We start from the raw sequence: 14,647 nt of genomic DNA, 5'->3' as shown, positions 1-14,647 counted from the left end.
GTACCGACCTCGCGAGGAGCCAGCATGACGGAAGCCGACATTCGCAAGGGGATGCCGCCCGTCAAGCTCTCGCGCGAGGCCTTCGAGCGCCGCTACAGGAGCCGGTTCGTCGATCCCGCCTTTGCACCGCTCCAGCGCGAGCTCGACGCCATCGTCGGCGCGGCCTGGGACGCCTACAGCAATTCACGCAAGGCCCCGCTGACGCGAAAGGCGGGCGCGGGATTCGCCGATCCCGATTACGACATCGCCGTCGACTGGCTCGATGCGCGCGCGAACATACTGGCGGCGCAGCGGCGCCATGACGATGCGGACGAGACGCCGCGCATCCTCATCATCAACGGCTCGGCCCGTAGCGAGCACACCTGTCCCGGCGAGATGTCCAAGACCTGGCGCCTGGTCGAGCTCGCCGAGCCGGTCTTTGCCGAGCTTGGATTTGCCGTCGACATCCTCGATCTGTCGCGTCTGGCCTCGGAGTTCGGCAAGACCATCCATCCCTGCAAATCCTGCGTCGGAACCGCGATGCCGCTCTGCCACTGGCCGTGCAGCTGCTATCCGAACTATTCGCTGGGGCAGACCGACGACTGGATGAACGATATCTATCCGCTGTGGGTCGCAGCCCACGGCATCCTGATCGTCGCGCCGGTGAACTGGTATCACGTGCCCGCCGGACTGAAGGCGATGATGGATCGCATGGTCTGCGCCGACGGCGGCAATCCCGATCCGACCTCGACCCACGGCAAGAAGGCGGCCGAAGCCAAGGCGCTGGAGTTGAAGGGCTGGTCTTATCCGCGCCATCTCGCCGGCCGTCATTTCGGTCTTGTCGTTCACGGCGATGCGGTCGGTGCCGAGGGCGTGCGCCGGGCCTTGTCGGATTGGTTGACCGACATGCAGCTGATCTCGGCGGGCCGCTTCGCCGAGCTCGATGGCTATGTCGGCTACATGGAGCCATACGCCACCTCGCACCGCGACCTCGATGACGACAGGGCGTTCCAGACGGAGGTGCAGAACGTCGCGCGCGCGCTCGGCAATGCGGTCCGGCTGGCGCGGAGCGGGAAGCTTCGCGAGCCCGGTGCGGGCCTGTCGGATCCAAACCCCAAATGACGGCGATTGATCAGCCGTATGATTGCCTGATCGTCGGCGGCGGCCCGGCCGGGCTGATGGCTGCGATCTACCTCGCGCGATTTCGGCGCCGCGTCTGTGTCGTGGACGCGGGCGCGAGCCGGGCGGCGCTGATCCCGCGCAGTCACAATGTGCCGGGTTTCGTCCACGGCCTGTCCGGTACCGACCTGCTCGCGCGCATGTCCGCGCAACTGGGCGAGCTCGCGGTCACGCGCGTTGATGCCGAGGTCACAGCCTTGCGGCGACACGAGCAAGGTTTTCAGGCGATCTGGAACGGCGGCGCGCATACGGCCGCCACCGTCATCCTTGCCAGCGGCATCGTCGACGCCCATCCGCCGTTCGACGAATGGCGCACGGCGGTCGCGGACGGGCTGTTGCGCTACTGCCCCGTCTGCGACGCCTACGAGGCGATCGGCCGTCGCATCGGCATCGTCGGTCCGCTTCACCGCGCCGCCGGCAAGGCGCTCTTCATGCGCGGCTATTCGCGCGACGTGACGTTGTTGGCAACGGGCGAGGATGACGGGAAGGCCGCGGCACTGGAGCTGAATGAAGCGGGGGTCGAGATCGTCGTCGCGCCCGGCCTGCGCCTGAGGCGGAGAGACAACGGCGTCGAGGCCGTCTTCGCAGACGGCCACACGGCGCAATTCGACATGGTCTACCCGGTGATGGGTGCGGAAGTGCGCTCGCATCTCGCGATGACGCTTGGGGCCGAACACACCGCAGACGGCCATCTGAAAGTCGACGACCATCAGCGCACCTCGGTCGACGGGCTCTACGGGATCGGCGACGTCGTCACTGACCTGCACCAGATCTCGGTCGCGTTCGGCCACGCCGCGCTCGCCGCCTGCACGATCCATAACAGCCTTCCGCGGCGGCTGGCATGAGGAACGGGGTATCGGACATTGGCAACAGAATCATCCTCGAAGACCGCGGTCTATGCGGCGCTGTTCGGCAATGTTCTCGTCGCGGTCACGAAGATCGGCGCCGCGGCGTGGACGGGAAGTTCGGCCATGACGAGCGAAGCGGTGCATTCGCTCGTCGACACGACCAACGAGATCCTGCTGCTCTACGGCTACCGGCGCGCGAGCCGTTCGCCCGACGAATCTCATCCGCTCGGCTATGGGCGCGAGCTGTATTTCTGGAGCTTCATCGTTGCGCTGCTGATCTTCGCGCTGGGCGCAGGTGTCTCGCTGTATCAGGGCGTTCTGCATGTCGCCGCACCGGAGCCGATCGAAAGTCCGATCGTCAGCTTCGTGGTGCTCGGGCTGTCGTTCCTGTTTGAAGGCGGCTCCTGGCTGGTTGCCCTGCGGCGCTTCAGCTCCGACGGCCAGCGGTTCGGATATTATCAGGCTTTCGTTCGCAGCAAGGATCCTCCGGCATTCATGGTGCTGCTCGAGGACAGCGCGGCGCTGGTCGGCATCGCCATTGCCGCAGCGGCCACCGCGGCCGCCGTATGGCTGCGCCAGCCGGTCTGGGACGGGATCGGTTCGATCCTGATCGGGATATTGCTGGCGATCGTGTCGATCGGTCTCGCGCGCGAGAGCAAGAGCCTGCTGATCGGCGAGCCTGCCGATCCGGAGCTTGCGCGATCGGTCCTCGACATCGCAAGACGTTCGCCCGGCGTGCTCAGGGCCAACGGTCTTCTGACGGTGCAGCTGTCGCCGGTCGAGGTCGTTGCGGCCCTCAGCATCGAATTTGCGGATGACAAGCGCGCCGACGACATCGAGCGATGCGTCGTTTCGATCGAGGCCGAGATACGCAAACGCCATCCAAGCGTGGCGGCGCTGTTCATCAAGCCGCAGACCGATGCTCGCTACCGGGCGGTGCGCGCGAGGCGCTACGGCTAGCTTTGCGGGGTTCCCTGGACGTCACAATCGGCACGACGGCAGGAACGATCACAACATCCCCCTGGTTGACCGGGGCAGGGGGCGAGCATTGGAGACACCGGATGGCTCAATCCGAAGACATGACGCGCTGCATCGCGCTGTGCATGAGCTGCTATCAGACCTGCCTCGGCACCGCGATGAACCATTGCCTCGAGACCGGCGGCAAGCACGTCGAACCCAAGCATTTCCGCCTGATGATGGCGTGCGCCGAAATGTGCCGGACGGCGGCGCATTTCATGCTGATCAATACGCCGCATCACCGGCACACATGTGGCGAATGCGCCGAAATCTGCAGCGAATGCGCCGAGGATTGCGAGCGGGTCGGCGGCATGGACGAGTGCGTCGCCATGTGCCGCTCCTGCGCACAATCCTGCCGTGCGATGGCGGCCTGAGGACAAGCCCATGCTGGAAGAGAAACTCACGGAAGCCATCGTCGAGGAGCTGAAGCGGCAGGCGGCCAACCGGCCGCAATCGCTGAAGGTCGAACGGGCGGACGACGCGAAAGCCTCGGAGGAGCTGATCGTCAACGGCAAGATCGACTTGGCCGCGCTGGTCATGGTGATCGCCGGATCGATCGCCGGCGGGCCTTAGGTCCGACGGCTAGCCGCAGCCTCAGCCATATTCCTCGCCGATGCCGTATTCCCGGTAGATCTCCAGCGGATCGAGGTCGGGAAACAGCCGGCATTTGGCCTGGGCGAGATGCAGGCTCACCGCCGCCGGCTCCTTGCCGTTCGAGAGCATCTTGCGGATGTCGTCCATGTGCGCGCTCGGCTGGTGCTTGGTGTCGAGCTGCTCCAGCGCGACCAGCGCAGTCGCGAGCGCCTCGGTCAGAACCCAGTCGTCGTGGCCGGTGATTCCCTTCTTCGGCATCGGCAGACCCCACATGTGGCGGCCCCAGTCTATCGGGACTTCCGCCAAATCTCCAAGGAGCCGTTGCAGCCGGCAGGCGCGCGGACCGGACCGGCGGCCGTGCTGCAGCTTGCATTATGGCCGGGCGTGGCTAAAAGGCGGCATTGCCGGGGCAATAGTATCTTTGTTGAAACAAAGTTGGCGTAGACGGGCCTGCATGGCATTCAGGCCGGCTGTTCCGGTCTGGGCTCCTGATCCCCGCATTTGCAACACGGTCCGGTTGCGCCACCCTTCAAGGCTTGAGCCCGCATGGTCTTTCTAAGCTTCGTCTATCGCTTCGTGACCAACTTCGCATTCATGGCGATGGTCTATTTCAGCCTGAATTTCATGGAGAAATACCAGAACCGGGCGATCATCGCGATCCTGGTGCTGGTCTATACCGGCATGCGCGCGGCCTCGACGCTGCGGGCGTTCTACTTCTACCAGAAGATCGAGCGGCTGGAGGCTGAGACCAAGCGGCTGCAAGGGCCGATCAATGACGGCGCGGGCGGAACGAACGCGCGCAGGCAGGTCGTGCTCGACGTCGCCCGGCTGCGGCGCGACGGCGAGGTCAAGTCCTATATGGACCTGTTCTTCCTGGCGCTGATCGTCTTGCTCTGCGTCGCCAACATCATGCGACAGTAGGTTCTACTGCGCGCGCTTCTTCAGGCTCGCCACACGGGTCGGGCGCGGCGTAGTGCTTTTGGGCGCGGCGCTCTTAGCTGCAGTGCCCTCGGTCTCTGCGGCATGCTTCGGTGTGCCATGAGCAGCGCGCGCGGTGCGGGGAGCGCGCGACTTGCCGGCTTTGCCCTTGGCCGCACGGGGCGTCTCGGCCGCCATGGCCAGGCGCGTCGCGGCACGCCGCGACAAGGTCGTCGACAGCAGCACCTCGACCGAGCCCTCGGGGATCGCAAAGAGATCGCGGCCGGGCACGGGCAGGGTGGCCGCGACATTGGCGAGGGCCATGGTCTTGCGCGGCAGCAGCAGTTGATGCGCGGCCTGTGCGTTGAGGTCGGCCAGCGAGGGCGCCGGAAGCCTCTCGGTGTGCGCGAACACGAAGTTCGGCACGGCCGGCCAGCGCGCAATCGGTGTGGTCTCGGTCGGCGGATGCAGCAGCCATTCCACCGGAGTGGTCGGCGTCGCCGGCTGCTCGGGGGTCGCGGGCACCACGTGCACGATGCGATAGCCGCGCGCTTTGAGATCGCGGATGATCTTCGGCAACGCCGCCACCGTGCGGGCCTGGATGTCGTGCAGCAGCAGGATGCCCTTGCCCTTGGCCTCAAGCCGCTGGATCGCGAGCTGATAGACGCGATCGGACGACACATGGCGCCAGTCGTCGGCCGGGAAATCGGCGCTCCAGACCTGGATCCCGCGCGAGATCAGAACGTTCTCGACGCCGTCGGCGCGCATCAGGCCGGGAATGCGGAAGAACGGCGCGAGCTTGGACGGATCGGTCATTGCGGCCGACGTCCACTCGATGCCGCCATTGATCTGCGCCTCGGCCTTGTCGAGCGGCATCCGGTCCATTGTGAGCGGATGGTTCATGCTGTGCGTGCCGACGGTATGGCCCGCTGCGACCAGCTTGCGCACGCCTTCCGGGTTCGCCTTGGCCTGTTCGCCAATGATGAAGAAGGTCGCCTTGATGCACTCGTCGGCGAGGATCTGCAGCACCTGGTTGGAATATTTCGGCAACGGACCGTCGTCGAAGGTCAGGACGACTTCATGGTCCTTCAGCGGCAGCGTCTCGCGGTACTGCATGGTGCCGATGCGGGGATGCTCGTGCGGGTCGACCACGAGCGTACGGGAGGTGCCGAGCGCGTCCGGATGGCCGGGGCAGTCGGCCGCAATGGCCGGCGAGCCGATGGTCAGGACACCCAAAAATCCGCCGAGGAATCCACCAAGGCAAAGGACGATCCACGATCGCGTCCGAGCAACAACGCTACTTCCGATCATGAACCCCGTCTGCCCTCTTATGCGATTGCCGCCATAGTAGGTCCGAGACATCAGCAAACGGTTCAGGCGCAAGAGCCTTTGCCGTTGCAAGTCCCCTCAATACTTGCATGGCGTAGCATGAACAGACTGTTAATAGGGCCCAAATCACCCCATTTTGCGCCGGCGTGACATTCCGGCATCAATGCGCGTCGGCACTCTTCTGCGATGCGCCCGCCGGCACGACGTGAACCACCCGATAGCCGTTCTCCCTCAGATACCGCAGGAAGGCCGGCATGATCGCGGCCGTGCGCGCCTTGGGATCGTGGAACAGGATGATACCCTTGCCGGCGGCGGCGAGCCGCTCGGTGACGAGCTTCAATTCCTGCTCCGGCGTCATCTCGTTCCAGTCGCTGGCCCACAGGTCAGCCCCGAACACGACGATGCCGCGGGACTGCAGCAGGTCGAGCTCGGCTTGCGTCGCTTCGAAATAGGGAAACCGGAAGAACGGCGTCGAGGGTGTCGTCGTCGGCGTGCCGTGCAGCGCCATCTCGTCGGCGGCAATGCCGCGGTCGATCTCGCTCTTCGCCTTGTCGAGCGGGATCCGCGCCATGAACGGATGCGAGAAGGTGTGGTGGCCGATGCTGTGGCCCTCGCGGGCGATGCGCTTGACCATCTCGGGGTGTTCGGAGGCGTGCAGGCCGATCAGGAAGAAGGTCGCGCGCACGCATTCCTGCGCCAGCGCCGCCAATACCTTCGAGGTCGTCGGTGGATACGGTCCGTCATCGAAGGTCAGCACGACCTCGTGATCGGCGAGGGCCAACGTCTGCGGAAAGCTCTTCAGGCCCACGCGCGGCGTGGTCTTGGCGTCGACGCTCAGAACGCGGGAGGTGCCGAGCGCGTCCTTGCGCGGGCACTCGGCGGCTTCAGTCGAGGCAATGCCGGTGAGGGCGGCGAGGGCTGCGCCCGCCGCCATCGAGGTCCACCTCAGTCGAAGCATCTTTGTCATTGCGCTCGGAGTTGCCTTGTGGGTATTGCCTGAACCATCAGCTCAGACCACTCGTTCCAACCTGTCGAACGGCGAGGCGCGCCATGGATGAACATCTGGACGGTGCCGCGTCTGCCGCGGAATCGGTACTCGACCACGTACCGATGCGCAATGAAGACGGCGAAATTCGTCACGAATTCGTCGCGGAAATTGCCCATGCGATCGAGGCCGCCGACAGCGCCGCGCTGCGCGCCTGCGTTGCCGAGCTGCACGAGGCCGATCTCGGCGATCTCATCGGGGCTCTCGAGCCTGACGATCGGGTCCGCCTGGTCGAACTGACGGGGCGCGATTTCGACTTCTCCGCGCTGAACGAGCTCGACGAGGGCGTGCGCGAGGAAATCCTCGAGGAACTGCCGCCGCAGACGGTCGCGGAAGGTGTGCGCGAGCTCGAATCCGACGACGCGGTCGAGCTGCTGGAAACGCTCGATCAGGCCGATCAGGAGGAGATCCTCGAGAAGCTGCCGCTCAAGGAGCGCGTCGTGCTCGAGCGCAGCCTGCTTTATCCGGAAAACTCCGCCGGCCGCCGGATGCAGACCGAGTTCATCGCCGTGCCGCAGGATTTCACCGTCGGACAGGCGATCGACTACATGCGCGAGACGCCGGATCTGCCTGACCGCTTCTACGAGATCTACGTCGTCGACAAGGAGCAGCACTGGCAGGGCGCGGTCTCGCTCGACGTGCTGCTGCGTGCACGCCGTCCGGTGGCGCTTGCCGAGCTGACCGATGAGGATCGCCGCCGCGTCTCCGTCCTGGAGGACCAGGAGGAGGTGGCGCGCATGTTCGGCAAGTACAATCTCGTCGCAGCCCCGGTGCTCGACACCCAGGACCGCCTCGTCGGCGTCATCACCGTCGACGATGTCGTCGACGTCATCGAGGAAGAGGCGGACGAGGACCTCAAGGCGCTCGGCGGCGTCAACAGCGACGAAGAGCTGTCCGACACCGTGTTCACCATTGCACGCGCGCGGTTCAACTGGCTGCTGGTCAATCTCGCCACCGCCTTTCTGGCGTCCTCCGTGCTTGGCCTGTTCGAGGGCCAGCTCGAGAAGATGGTGGCGCTTGCCGTGCTGGCGCCGATCGTCGCAAGCCAGGGCGGCAATGCCGCGACCCAGACCATGACGGTCGCGGTGCGCGCGCTGGCGACGCGCGAGCTCGGCTCCTCCAATGCCTGGCGCGTGGTGATGCGCGAGGGCCTGGTCGGCCTCGTCAACGGTCTCGCCTTTGCCGTGATCACGGGCGTCGCCGCGGTGGCCTGGTTCAGGATCCCGGGCCTGGGCCTCGTCATCGGGCTCGCCATCATCGTGAACCTGTTCGCCGGCGCGCTCGGCGGCATCCTGATCCCGATGGCGCTCGAACGTGTGCGAGCCGATCCGGCGGTGGCGTCAGGCACGTTCGTGACAACGGTGACTGACGTCGTCGGCTTCTTTTCCTTCCTGGGCATCGCGACGTTGTGGTTCGGGTTGAGGTAGGAGCTGTTGAAATCCGTAGCCTGGATGGAGCGCAGCGTAATCCGGGGCGGATGCGTCGGCTCCAGAGACGCCCCGGGTTGCGCTGCGCTCCATCCGGGCTACTGGCCATCATCTTTAATCCGAACTTAAGCGGCCTGCCGCATCATCGCCTTGCTTGGGGGAATGAGCATGCGTGTGCGGCTGAAGGCGGACGGACGGATTGTCGAGTTGCGGGATGGGCAGGAGTTTCCGGTCCAGCCGTTTCCAATCCAGCCGGTATCTAACGCAGCGCCGGCCGAAGCCAGCTCGCTCGCCGTGCGCGATTTGCGCCGCCGTGCCTGCCTGACCCAGATGGAGTTCGCCGCGAAGCTCGGCGTTCCCGTCGAGACCATCCGCAACTGGGAGCAGGGCAAGCGCGCCCCGCGGGGACCCGCCCGCGCGCTGCTCGCCGTGATCGCGCATGCGCCCGACACCGTGTTCCAGGCGCTCGCCAAAGCCTGACGTCAAGGCCTGGCGTCAAGCCTTTGCGCGAACCTCCCGTTAGCATTGCGCGCAATATCCGGCTCGGCGGCCGGTGTCGCCCGTTGGCAGTGTCGCTAGCCGGGTTCATAATGACGTCGGGATGATGATTGGGGCGACCGCGACAGAGAGGATTCCTCATGCTGTTCGTCGAGACCAACGGCGCAAGAATACCGGCGATCGGGCTGGGAACCTGGGAGCTGAGCGGGCGCATGTGCGCGCGTGTGGTCGAGCAGGCGCTGCGGCTCGGCTATCGCCACATCGACACTGCACAGGTCTACGAGAATGAGCGCGAGGTCGGCGACGGCTTGCGTGCCTCAGGCGTGCGCCGCGACGACATCTTCCTGACCACAAAAGTCTGGACCAATCATTTCGCGCCCCACGATCTCGAACGCTCGGTCAAGGAGAGTCTGGTGCGCATGCGGCTTCCCTCCGTCGATCTCTTGCTGCTGCACTGGCCCAATTCGCACGTGCCGCTGGAGGAGACGCTGGGGGCGTTGTCGCATGCCAAGCGCATGGGCCTGACCCGCCACATCGGCGTCTCCAATTTCACCGTCGCGCTGATCGAACAGGCGGTGGCGTTGTCGCCGGAGCCGCTGGCCTGCAACCAGGTCGAATACCACCCTTATCTCGACCAGGCGAAGGTGAGGGCGGCCTGCGATCAGCACGGGCTCGCGCTGGTCGCCTACAGCCCGATCGCCAGGGGGCGGATCAAGACCGACCAGACGCTCGCCGAGATCGGACGTCTGCATCACAAGACGCCGGCGCAGGTCTGCCTGCGCTGGCTGGTGCAACAGAATGTCGCTGCGATCCCGCGCACCTCGCGCGTCGAACGCCTGTCGGAAAACATCGAGATATTCGATTTCGAGCTTTCGGACGACGAGATGGCCCAAATCGCGGCGCTAGCCAGTCCCAAGGGTCGCCTGACCGATTTCGGCTTCGCGCCAAAATGGGATTGAGAGGGGGCTGCCGTATGCTAGGACCAGCTTGGCAACCTGAAGTCAGGCGATGGAACTGCGGAAGATCATACGGACGGACATTGCAGCGTCGGCGATCGCCCATCTGACGCTGGTCGCGCTGATCATCGTGATCAGCGAAGTCCATCCGTTTCACGCCAGCCCGCCCGAAACGGTTTCCGTCAGCATCGTGACGCCGGAGCAGGTGAAGCAGGAGGAGGCCAAGGCCGAGGAGAAGGCAGAGGAGAAACTCAAGGCGAAGCCGCCGGAGCCGACCCCTGACCTGAAACTGCCGAAGCTGGATTTCACCGACAAGGACAAGGCGGCTGCCGCGCCGAAGCCCGAGGCGAAGCAGCAGGCCGCAGCACCGTCCTCGAAGCAGCAGGCCTCGCCCGAACAGCCGCAGCAAAAACAGCCGCAGCCACAGCCTTCACAGACGCCTCAGCAGCAGCCGCAGCGCGAGGCAAACGCGCAGACGCAACCGCAGCCTCAACCGCCACAGCCACAGCCATCGCAGTCGCCACCACCTCAGGCGACGCCGCAGCCCCCGGCGCCGCAACTCCTGCCACAAGCGATGCCGCAGCCAGCGGCCGCGCCGCCCCCGGCCTATCAGGCGCCGGAGCCCGATGTCACCGTCAAGTACGGCGTCATGCTGGGCCTGCCGCCGGAAATGCCGACGGAGCTGCCGAAAGACGCTCCCAAGGACGATGGCGGCGATGCCAAGGATTCAATCGCGGCCAAGCTGCCGGCCGAAATCATCGCCGAGTTGCGTCGTCACCTGCGAAGCTGCGCCAAGCTGCCGGCGGGCGTCGCGCCGACCGACAACGTCAACATCAAGCTGCGCACGGTGCTCGCGACCGACGGCACGCTGGCGCGCGAGCCGATCCTGATCGAAGCCCCGCCGTCCGCGAAGGGCGTGGCGCTCGTGAAGTCCGCCATCAGCGCGCTTCAGGCCTGCCAGCCCTACAAGATGCTGCCGGCCGACAAATACGGGGAATGGAAGGTGATGGACCTGCCGTTCTCGCCGCGGGATTTCGGCGGCTAGCAGATGGCCCGTCACCCGGATGGAGCGCAGAGCAATCCGGGGCCGCTCGCGCTGCGTCTGGCACCTTCCCGGATTGCGCCGCGCTCCATCCGCGCTACGCGACCGCGCCTGTGTCGCCCCCGTCAATCCGCTCGCGCAGATATATTCCTCTTTACCGAAGTTCCGTTGGCGGATGTGTCGTCCATCCCGGCTCATCCTTGAGGGGCGATCTTGTGGTCGTCACGTTCGCGGGCCGGGCTTGCGGTGGACGCGGCAACCGTACGTCCAACTTTGCGTCTGGGGACGGACAAGCCGAGATCGCCGCTAATCCTTACAAACCAGCCGGAGCACACGCTGGGGACACCACCATCTCAACCCAACACCTTGTGCACCGCGCGCTAGTGCCCACGATCTCGCAAGCTGGGTCAGCCGACACAATCTCGCGGCAGCATTTCGGGCACGTATATCCCGCGATGCTTGGTGCGAAGTCATACTCCGGACCAACATAGGCGCAGATCATGTGGTGGAATACCGGAAACGAGATCAGAGCGGATGAGCCGCAAGCCGGGCAATTCGTTTGAGTCCCTTCGATCTGCATGCTGCACCCCGCTCCCTCTCACAGCTCGTCGAGCCCGAATATTCCCACCAGCACGGAAGCGATCCGCGCGCTGAGTTGCGTATAGTGCATGTGGACGTCGACGGCCGAGTTCAGCGCCGGGAGATGCGCGCCTGGGCTGAACCTAATTCGCGCGATTTGCGACGCGGTACGCTCGCGCGCCACTGACGAGCCCGGTCCCGGGTACACATCTGACACCGGCAGGATTTCAATGATCTCGCCCAGAATTCGCCGGTTGCCGAACAGGACAAACACTTCGTTGCCGACTTTTGGATCGGACAGGCGTTCGTTAGGAACGTACCAGTCGACGAAGACATCCGTGGGGTCGAGAATTTCTGCAATCGGGGTGCCCGCCACCAGCGATTGGCCGGCACGCGCAGGATTGTTCGCGACGATGCCAGCTATGGGCGCAAAGACTCTCCCGCCGGCAAAGCTGCTTTCAACCTTTTCGAGGCGGTCACCGAGTTGCCGGCTGAATTCGTCGAGAGCAGCCAGTTGAGTGGTGGCTTCGGCGGATTCCGCCTCCTGCGAGACCACGGCTTTGTTCGCCAGGGCGCGCTCCCGGGACATGTCTATGCGGTAATTCAGGCTCGCAGCCGATGAGGTTGCGATAAGCTCGACAGCTTCCTCAGCAAGCCGCAGATGAGAACGCGCCGCGTCGAGCGATTCGCGCGCAACCCGGGCCTTGACACGCAATTCCGCCCTGCGGCCGGCAATGTCCGCAAGTGAGCGCATATAGGTAGCGACGATTTCATCGTGCTGCGGAGACCGAACCCTTCCGATTTCTTCGCCGGCCCTGACCGATGCACCTCTCAGCACGCTGATGCTATTAATCTGCACGATGTAAGGCAGTGAAACCAAATATCTCGGCGAGGACACGCTACCGGGGCCGCCGAGATAGAGGAGTGGCCTGCCGAAATAGACTACAAAGAATGCGAGTATGCCAAATACGATTGTCGCGTAGGCGGCGCGGACAGCCCGTCCGGCCGCGCGCCGACGGCTCTCGATGGGGTCGGGGATATGGGGATCGAGCCGTGTTAGGGTGATGGTCATTTGGCCACTTCCTTCGTCCGATCGCCGAATAGTGCACGGCGAACGCGCGGCGGCACGAAATCATCGTTCCGCGACGAGGCAAAGATGATTTCCGAAGAGTAGGAAAAGAACCGGGCGCACTTGAGATAGACACCCTGGTAAAAGGGAAAGATCAGAGCCATCTTCCAGCCAAACGTTCCGACGGATCGATGGAATAGGGCGAACACAAGTGCCATATTGAAGACCGAGATCCAGAGCAGCAGCACGTATATCGCCGAAAGAAACAACACGGCATCCGAGCCGAACAACAGCACAATGTAGGCCAAGTAGAATGGCAGGCTGAGCGTCGGAACGAGATCGAAGACGATGAAGTCCAGCCGTTGGATTGTGTCCGGTAAACGCTCTAGCGGGTGGCGAAAACTCAGCTCGCCATACATCATGAAGCGGATGCGCAGAGCATCGCGATCCCAGCGCGCACGCTGGCGCAACAGACTTATGCCACTTGCGGGGGCGGCTGTTTCCGCCCAGGCATCGGACACGAAGTGAATGACATAGCCGAGCCTGCGAAGCCGCAAGGTGTACTCCATATCCTCTCCCGGGCCGACGTCGAGCCCGCCCTGCTGCGCGAAAATATCCCGGCGATACATGGAACAGGCGCCGGACAGACACGCGATCGCATCCACCACGTCTAGGATCGACCGCCCCGCGGTGATCGACATCAGGTATTCGACGCTTTGAAGTCCTGTCCATATCGAGTCGCGCTCGTTGCTGATCGCGATGCTGCAACTTGCGCCGGCGACGAGCGGATCGCCGAACGCAGCAGCGAGGCGCTCAACCGCGTTCGGTTCGAAGACAGTGTCGGCATCCACGGTCAAAAGCAGAGCGCCGCGGGCAAACCGTGCTGCAGCGTTGATGGCAGCGCTGCGGCCGCAGCGGGTCCCATGGCAGATGACCATGTCAACCAGGCCCTGCGCTCTCGCCCGCTCCGCGACCGCGCGTGTTTCGTCGGTGGAGCCGTCGTCGACGACGATGATTTCGACAGGTCGCAGGGTTTGCCGGCGCAGCGAGCTGATCGAAGGACCAAGCCCGGAGCCGCCGTTGAATGTCGGGATAATCACGCTTACTGTCGCCTGGCAAACCGTCCCGCTGGCGCTTCGCCGCTTCGAGCTGAACAGAGCAAGAGACACCAGCGATAAGGTGTAGCGGGGGATGTCGAATATCAGCAGCGAGAAGGCGAGTAGAAATAAACTCGTTCCGGCGAGCACTTCCACCATTTCGGACATGCCGGCCACCTCCACTACGACAGGACCACTCCGAGCATCCGACCAAACAAGGCGCGCAAGGTAATTATCAGACGAGAAAATGAAGACCATCGCGTTGATGGTCGAGTGGTAAATTGCGTAAACATTTGCTTTTTGCGTTTGCGCTATTCACCTGCAGCGTCGGCTTCGTCAGTTGACGATGACCGGCTCTCGAAGGCTGATTGTTGGCGTACCGGCATCATCGTTGCGGTTGGAGTTGTTCCCCGCGTCGATAAATCCCACAAGGTAACCGGTCCGTCCAACCTTTCAGGCGCAAGACGGCCTCAGTCTGGAAAGACTGAGGCCGGTGGGGGCGTCGATGTACCGTTGGGGTCGGTACTCTAGAATTCTAATCGCGACGCACCACTTTGCGTATTGTCCTTGAGGACAGCCAATCAGCACGTTGTCCCTCTCACACATCTGCGGACCGCCCGACGGGTTTGGCGGACGGTGGTCCGTGCGACGCACACGCCGTTGATACGTGTCCTACCGACGCCGCAGGCAGCAGCGACTTCCGTAATCAGGCTTTCGGGCTGTGCAATCGGGGCAGGTGTCATCGCCTGAGCCGATACTGCGAAGAAGAAGGCGAACGTGGCAATTCCGAGCGACTTGATCATATCGAGCTCCCTGGAAGCGCCCAACCGCCCGGCCGGCGCGGCGAAGCGATGGACGCGACTCTCTCAAACTGATGCCCGCTCCTGTCAGAGAATTGAGATAGATCAAAGCGGCTTTACGGACTTCCCGTACGGCAATCGCTACACATAGCAGGCCGAGACCGCCGGCTTAGGACTATGATCGCAGTCTTCCCTGTGCCCTCTTGGATAAGAGGGTGAGTGACCAGGCAAAGATACGGGCGAAATGCGCCGCGAGAGTGCGAAGCTATG

Annotated in this window: 15 protein-coding genes; 10 read left to right on the top strand and 5 right to left on the bottom strand. The window is 64.1% G+C overall.

Annotated features, from left to right (window positions below):
- Window positions 1-24: 24 nt before the first annotated feature.
- The 5 genes from BRA1417_RS0126900 (at window position 25) to BRA1417_RS0126880 (ending at window position 3,596) form a co-directional block, all read left to right on the top strand.
- A complete protein-coding gene (locus BRA1417_RS0126900) occupies window positions 25-1,101 on the top strand; it encodes a flavodoxin family protein (RefSeq protein ID WP_027518456.1) in 1,077 nt (358 codons plus the stop codon).
- A complete protein-coding gene (locus BRA1417_RS0126895; protein ID WP_027518455.1) occupies window positions 1,098-2,003 on the top strand; it encodes an NAD(P)/FAD-dependent oxidoreductase in 906 nt (301 codons plus the stop codon). The genes BRA1417_RS0126900 and BRA1417_RS0126895 overlap by 4 nt, the downstream gene beginning before the upstream one ends.
- 18 nt (window positions 2,004-2,021) lie before the next feature.
- Window positions 2,022-2,966: a cation diffusion facilitator family transporter gene (locus BRA1417_RS0126890; protein WP_027518454.1), complete on the top strand. Its 945-nt coding sequence runs from the start codon at window positions 2,022-2,024 to the stop codon at window positions 2,964-2,966.
- Between the two features lie 101 nt (window positions 2,967-3,067).
- Window positions 3,068-3,397, top strand: a complete 330-nt coding sequence (locus BRA1417_RS0126885; protein WP_007611368.1) for a four-helix bundle copper-binding protein — start codon at window positions 3,068-3,070, stop codon at window positions 3,395-3,397.
- A 10-nt stretch (window positions 3,398-3,407) separates the two neighbouring features.
- A complete protein-coding gene (locus BRA1417_RS0126880; protein WP_027518453.1) occupies window positions 3,408-3,596 on the top strand; it encodes a hypothetical protein in 189 nt (62 codons plus the stop codon).
- Between the two features lie 21 nt (window positions 3,597-3,617).
- Here BRA1417_RS0126880 and BRA1417_RS44985 read toward each other — a convergent pair whose 3' ends face one another.
- Window positions 3,618-3,875: a hypothetical protein gene (locus BRA1417_RS44985; RefSeq protein WP_007603214.1), complete on the bottom strand. Its 258-nt coding sequence runs from the start codon at window positions 3,873-3,875 to the stop codon at window positions 3,618-3,620.
- Window positions 3,876-4,163: 288 nt separating this feature from the next.
- Between BRA1417_RS44985 and BRA1417_RS0126870 the strand changes: the two genes are divergently transcribed.
- Window positions 4,164-4,538: a hypothetical protein gene (locus BRA1417_RS0126870; protein WP_027518451.1), complete on the top strand. Its 375-nt coding sequence runs from the start codon at window positions 4,164-4,166 to the stop codon at window positions 4,536-4,538.
- A 3-nt stretch (window positions 4,539-4,541) separates the two neighbouring features.
- Here BRA1417_RS0126870 and BRA1417_RS0126865 read toward each other — a convergent pair whose 3' ends face one another.
- Together BRA1417_RS0126865 and BRA1417_RS0126860 are read right to left on the bottom strand one after the other, a co-directional pair.
- The gene (locus BRA1417_RS0126865; RefSeq protein WP_027518450.1) at window positions 4,542-5,846 is read right to left on the bottom strand and encodes a polysaccharide deacetylase family protein; all 1,305 of its coding nucleotides are present in this window, start codon (window positions 5,844-5,846) and stop codon (window positions 4,542-4,544) included.
- Window positions 5,847-6,024: 178 nt separating this feature from the next.
- A complete protein-coding gene (locus BRA1417_RS0126860; protein ID WP_027518449.1) occupies window positions 6,025-6,798 on the bottom strand; it encodes a polysaccharide deacetylase family protein in 774 nt (257 codons plus the stop codon).
- A 116-nt stretch (window positions 6,799-6,914) separates the two neighbouring features.
- On the opposite strand from BRA1417_RS0126860, the gene mgtE reads away from it, so the two are divergent.
- From mgtE to BRA1417_RS0126840, 4 genes are all read left to right on the top strand, one after another.
- Complete coding sequence (gene mgtE / locus BRA1417_RS0126855; protein ID WP_027518448.1) at window positions 6,915-8,336, top strand: magnesium transporter; 1,422 nt, start codon at window positions 6,915-6,917, stop codon at window positions 8,334-8,336.
- A 162-nt stretch (window positions 8,337-8,498) separates the two neighbouring features.
- On the top strand, window positions 8,499-8,816 hold the full coding sequence (locus BRA1417_RS0126850) for a DNA-binding transcriptional regulator (RefSeq protein WP_027518447.1): 318 nt from the start codon (window positions 8,499-8,501) through the stop codon (window positions 8,814-8,816).
- Between the two features lie 158 nt (window positions 8,817-8,974).
- On the top strand, window positions 8,975-9,793 hold the full coding sequence (locus BRA1417_RS0126845) for an aldo/keto reductase (RefSeq protein ID WP_027518446.1): 819 nt from the start codon (window positions 8,975-8,977) through the stop codon (window positions 9,791-9,793).
- Between the two features lie 49 nt (window positions 9,794-9,842).
- Window positions 9,843-10,835, top strand: coding sequence for a hypothetical protein (locus BRA1417_RS0126840; protein ID WP_027518445.1), 993 nt, complete (start codon window positions 9,843-9,845; stop codon window positions 10,833-10,835).
- Between the two features lie 595 nt (window positions 10,836-11,430).
- On the opposite strand, the gene BRA1417_RS0126835 is transcribed toward BRA1417_RS0126840, so the two are convergent.
- Together BRA1417_RS0126835 and BRA1417_RS0126830 are read right to left on the bottom strand one after the other, a co-directional pair.
- The gene (locus BRA1417_RS0126835; protein ID WP_027518444.1) at window positions 11,431-12,483 is read right to left on the bottom strand and encodes an HlyD family efflux transporter periplasmic adaptor subunit; all 1,053 of its coding nucleotides are present in this window, start codon (window positions 12,481-12,483) and stop codon (window positions 11,431-11,433) included.
- Window positions 12,480-13,745 (bottom strand): glycosyltransferase, encoded by a 1,266-nt coding sequence (locus BRA1417_RS0126830; RefSeq protein WP_027518443.1) that lies wholly within the window; start codon window positions 13,743-13,745, stop codon window positions 12,480-12,482. The genes BRA1417_RS0126835 and BRA1417_RS0126830 overlap by 4 nt, the downstream gene beginning before the upstream one ends.
- Window positions 13,746-14,647 lie beyond the last annotated feature (902 nt).

Origin of the sequence: Bradyrhizobium sp. WSM1417 (genome assembly GCF_000515415.1) — a bacterium.
In the GTDB taxonomy this organism is placed as follows: domain Bacteria; phylum Pseudomonadota; class Alphaproteobacteria; order Rhizobiales; family Xanthobacteraceae; genus Bradyrhizobium.
The sequence above is the reverse complement of the archived record's forward strand: the minus strand, read 5'-3'. Positions and strand labels throughout refer to the sequence as shown.

Coding starts and splice junctions, on each gene's coding strand:
- BRA1417_RS44985 (WP_007603214.1), bottom strand. CDS start 3,875: ATGCCGAAGAAGGGAATCACCGGCCACGACGACTGGGTTCTGACCGAG.
- BRA1417_RS0126840 (WP_027518445.1), top strand. CDS start 9,843: ATGGAACTGCGGAAGATCATACGGACGGACATTGCAGCGTCGGCGATC.
- mgtE (WP_027518448.1), top strand. CDS start 6,915: ATGGATGAACATCTGGACGGTGCCGCGTCTGCCGCGGAATCGGTACTC.
- BRA1417_RS0126885 (WP_007611368.1), top strand. CDS start 3,068: ATGGCTCAATCCGAAGACATGACGCGCTGCATCGCGCTGTGCATGAGC.
- BRA1417_RS0126850 (WP_027518447.1), top strand. CDS start 8,499: ATGAGCATGCGTGTGCGGCTGAAGGCGGACGGACGGATTGTCGAGTTG.
- BRA1417_RS0126845 (WP_027518446.1), top strand. CDS start 8,975: ATGCTGTTCGTCGAGACCAACGGCGCAAGAATACCGGCGATCGGGCTG.
- BRA1417_RS0126870 (WP_027518451.1), top strand. CDS start 4,164: ATGGTCTTTCTAAGCTTCGTCTATCGCTTCGTGACCAACTTCGCATTC.
- BRA1417_RS0126880 (WP_027518453.1), top strand. CDS start 3,408: ATGCTGGAAGAGAAACTCACGGAAGCCATCGTCGAGGAGCTGAAGCGG.
- BRA1417_RS0126900 (WP_027518456.1), top strand. CDS start 25: ATGACGGAAGCCGACATTCGCAAGGGGATGCCGCCCGTCAAGCTCTCG.
- BRA1417_RS0126835 (WP_027518444.1), bottom strand. CDS start 12,483: ATGACCATCACCCTAACACGGCTCGATCCCCATATCCCCGACCCCATC.
- BRA1417_RS0126895 (WP_027518455.1), top strand. CDS start 1,098: ATGACGGCGATTGATCAGCCGTATGATTGCCTGATCGTCGGCGGCGGC.
- BRA1417_RS0126865 (WP_027518450.1), bottom strand. CDS start 5,846: ATGATCGGAAGTAGCGTTGTTGCTCGGACGCGATCGTGGATCGTCCTT.
- BRA1417_RS0126860 (WP_027518449.1), bottom strand. CDS start 6,798: ATGGCGGCGGGCGCAGCCCTCGCCGCCCTCACCGGCATTGCCTCGACT.
- BRA1417_RS0126830 (WP_027518443.1), bottom strand. CDS start 13,745: ATGTCCGAAATGGTGGAAGTGCTCGCCGGAACGAGTTTATTTCTACTC.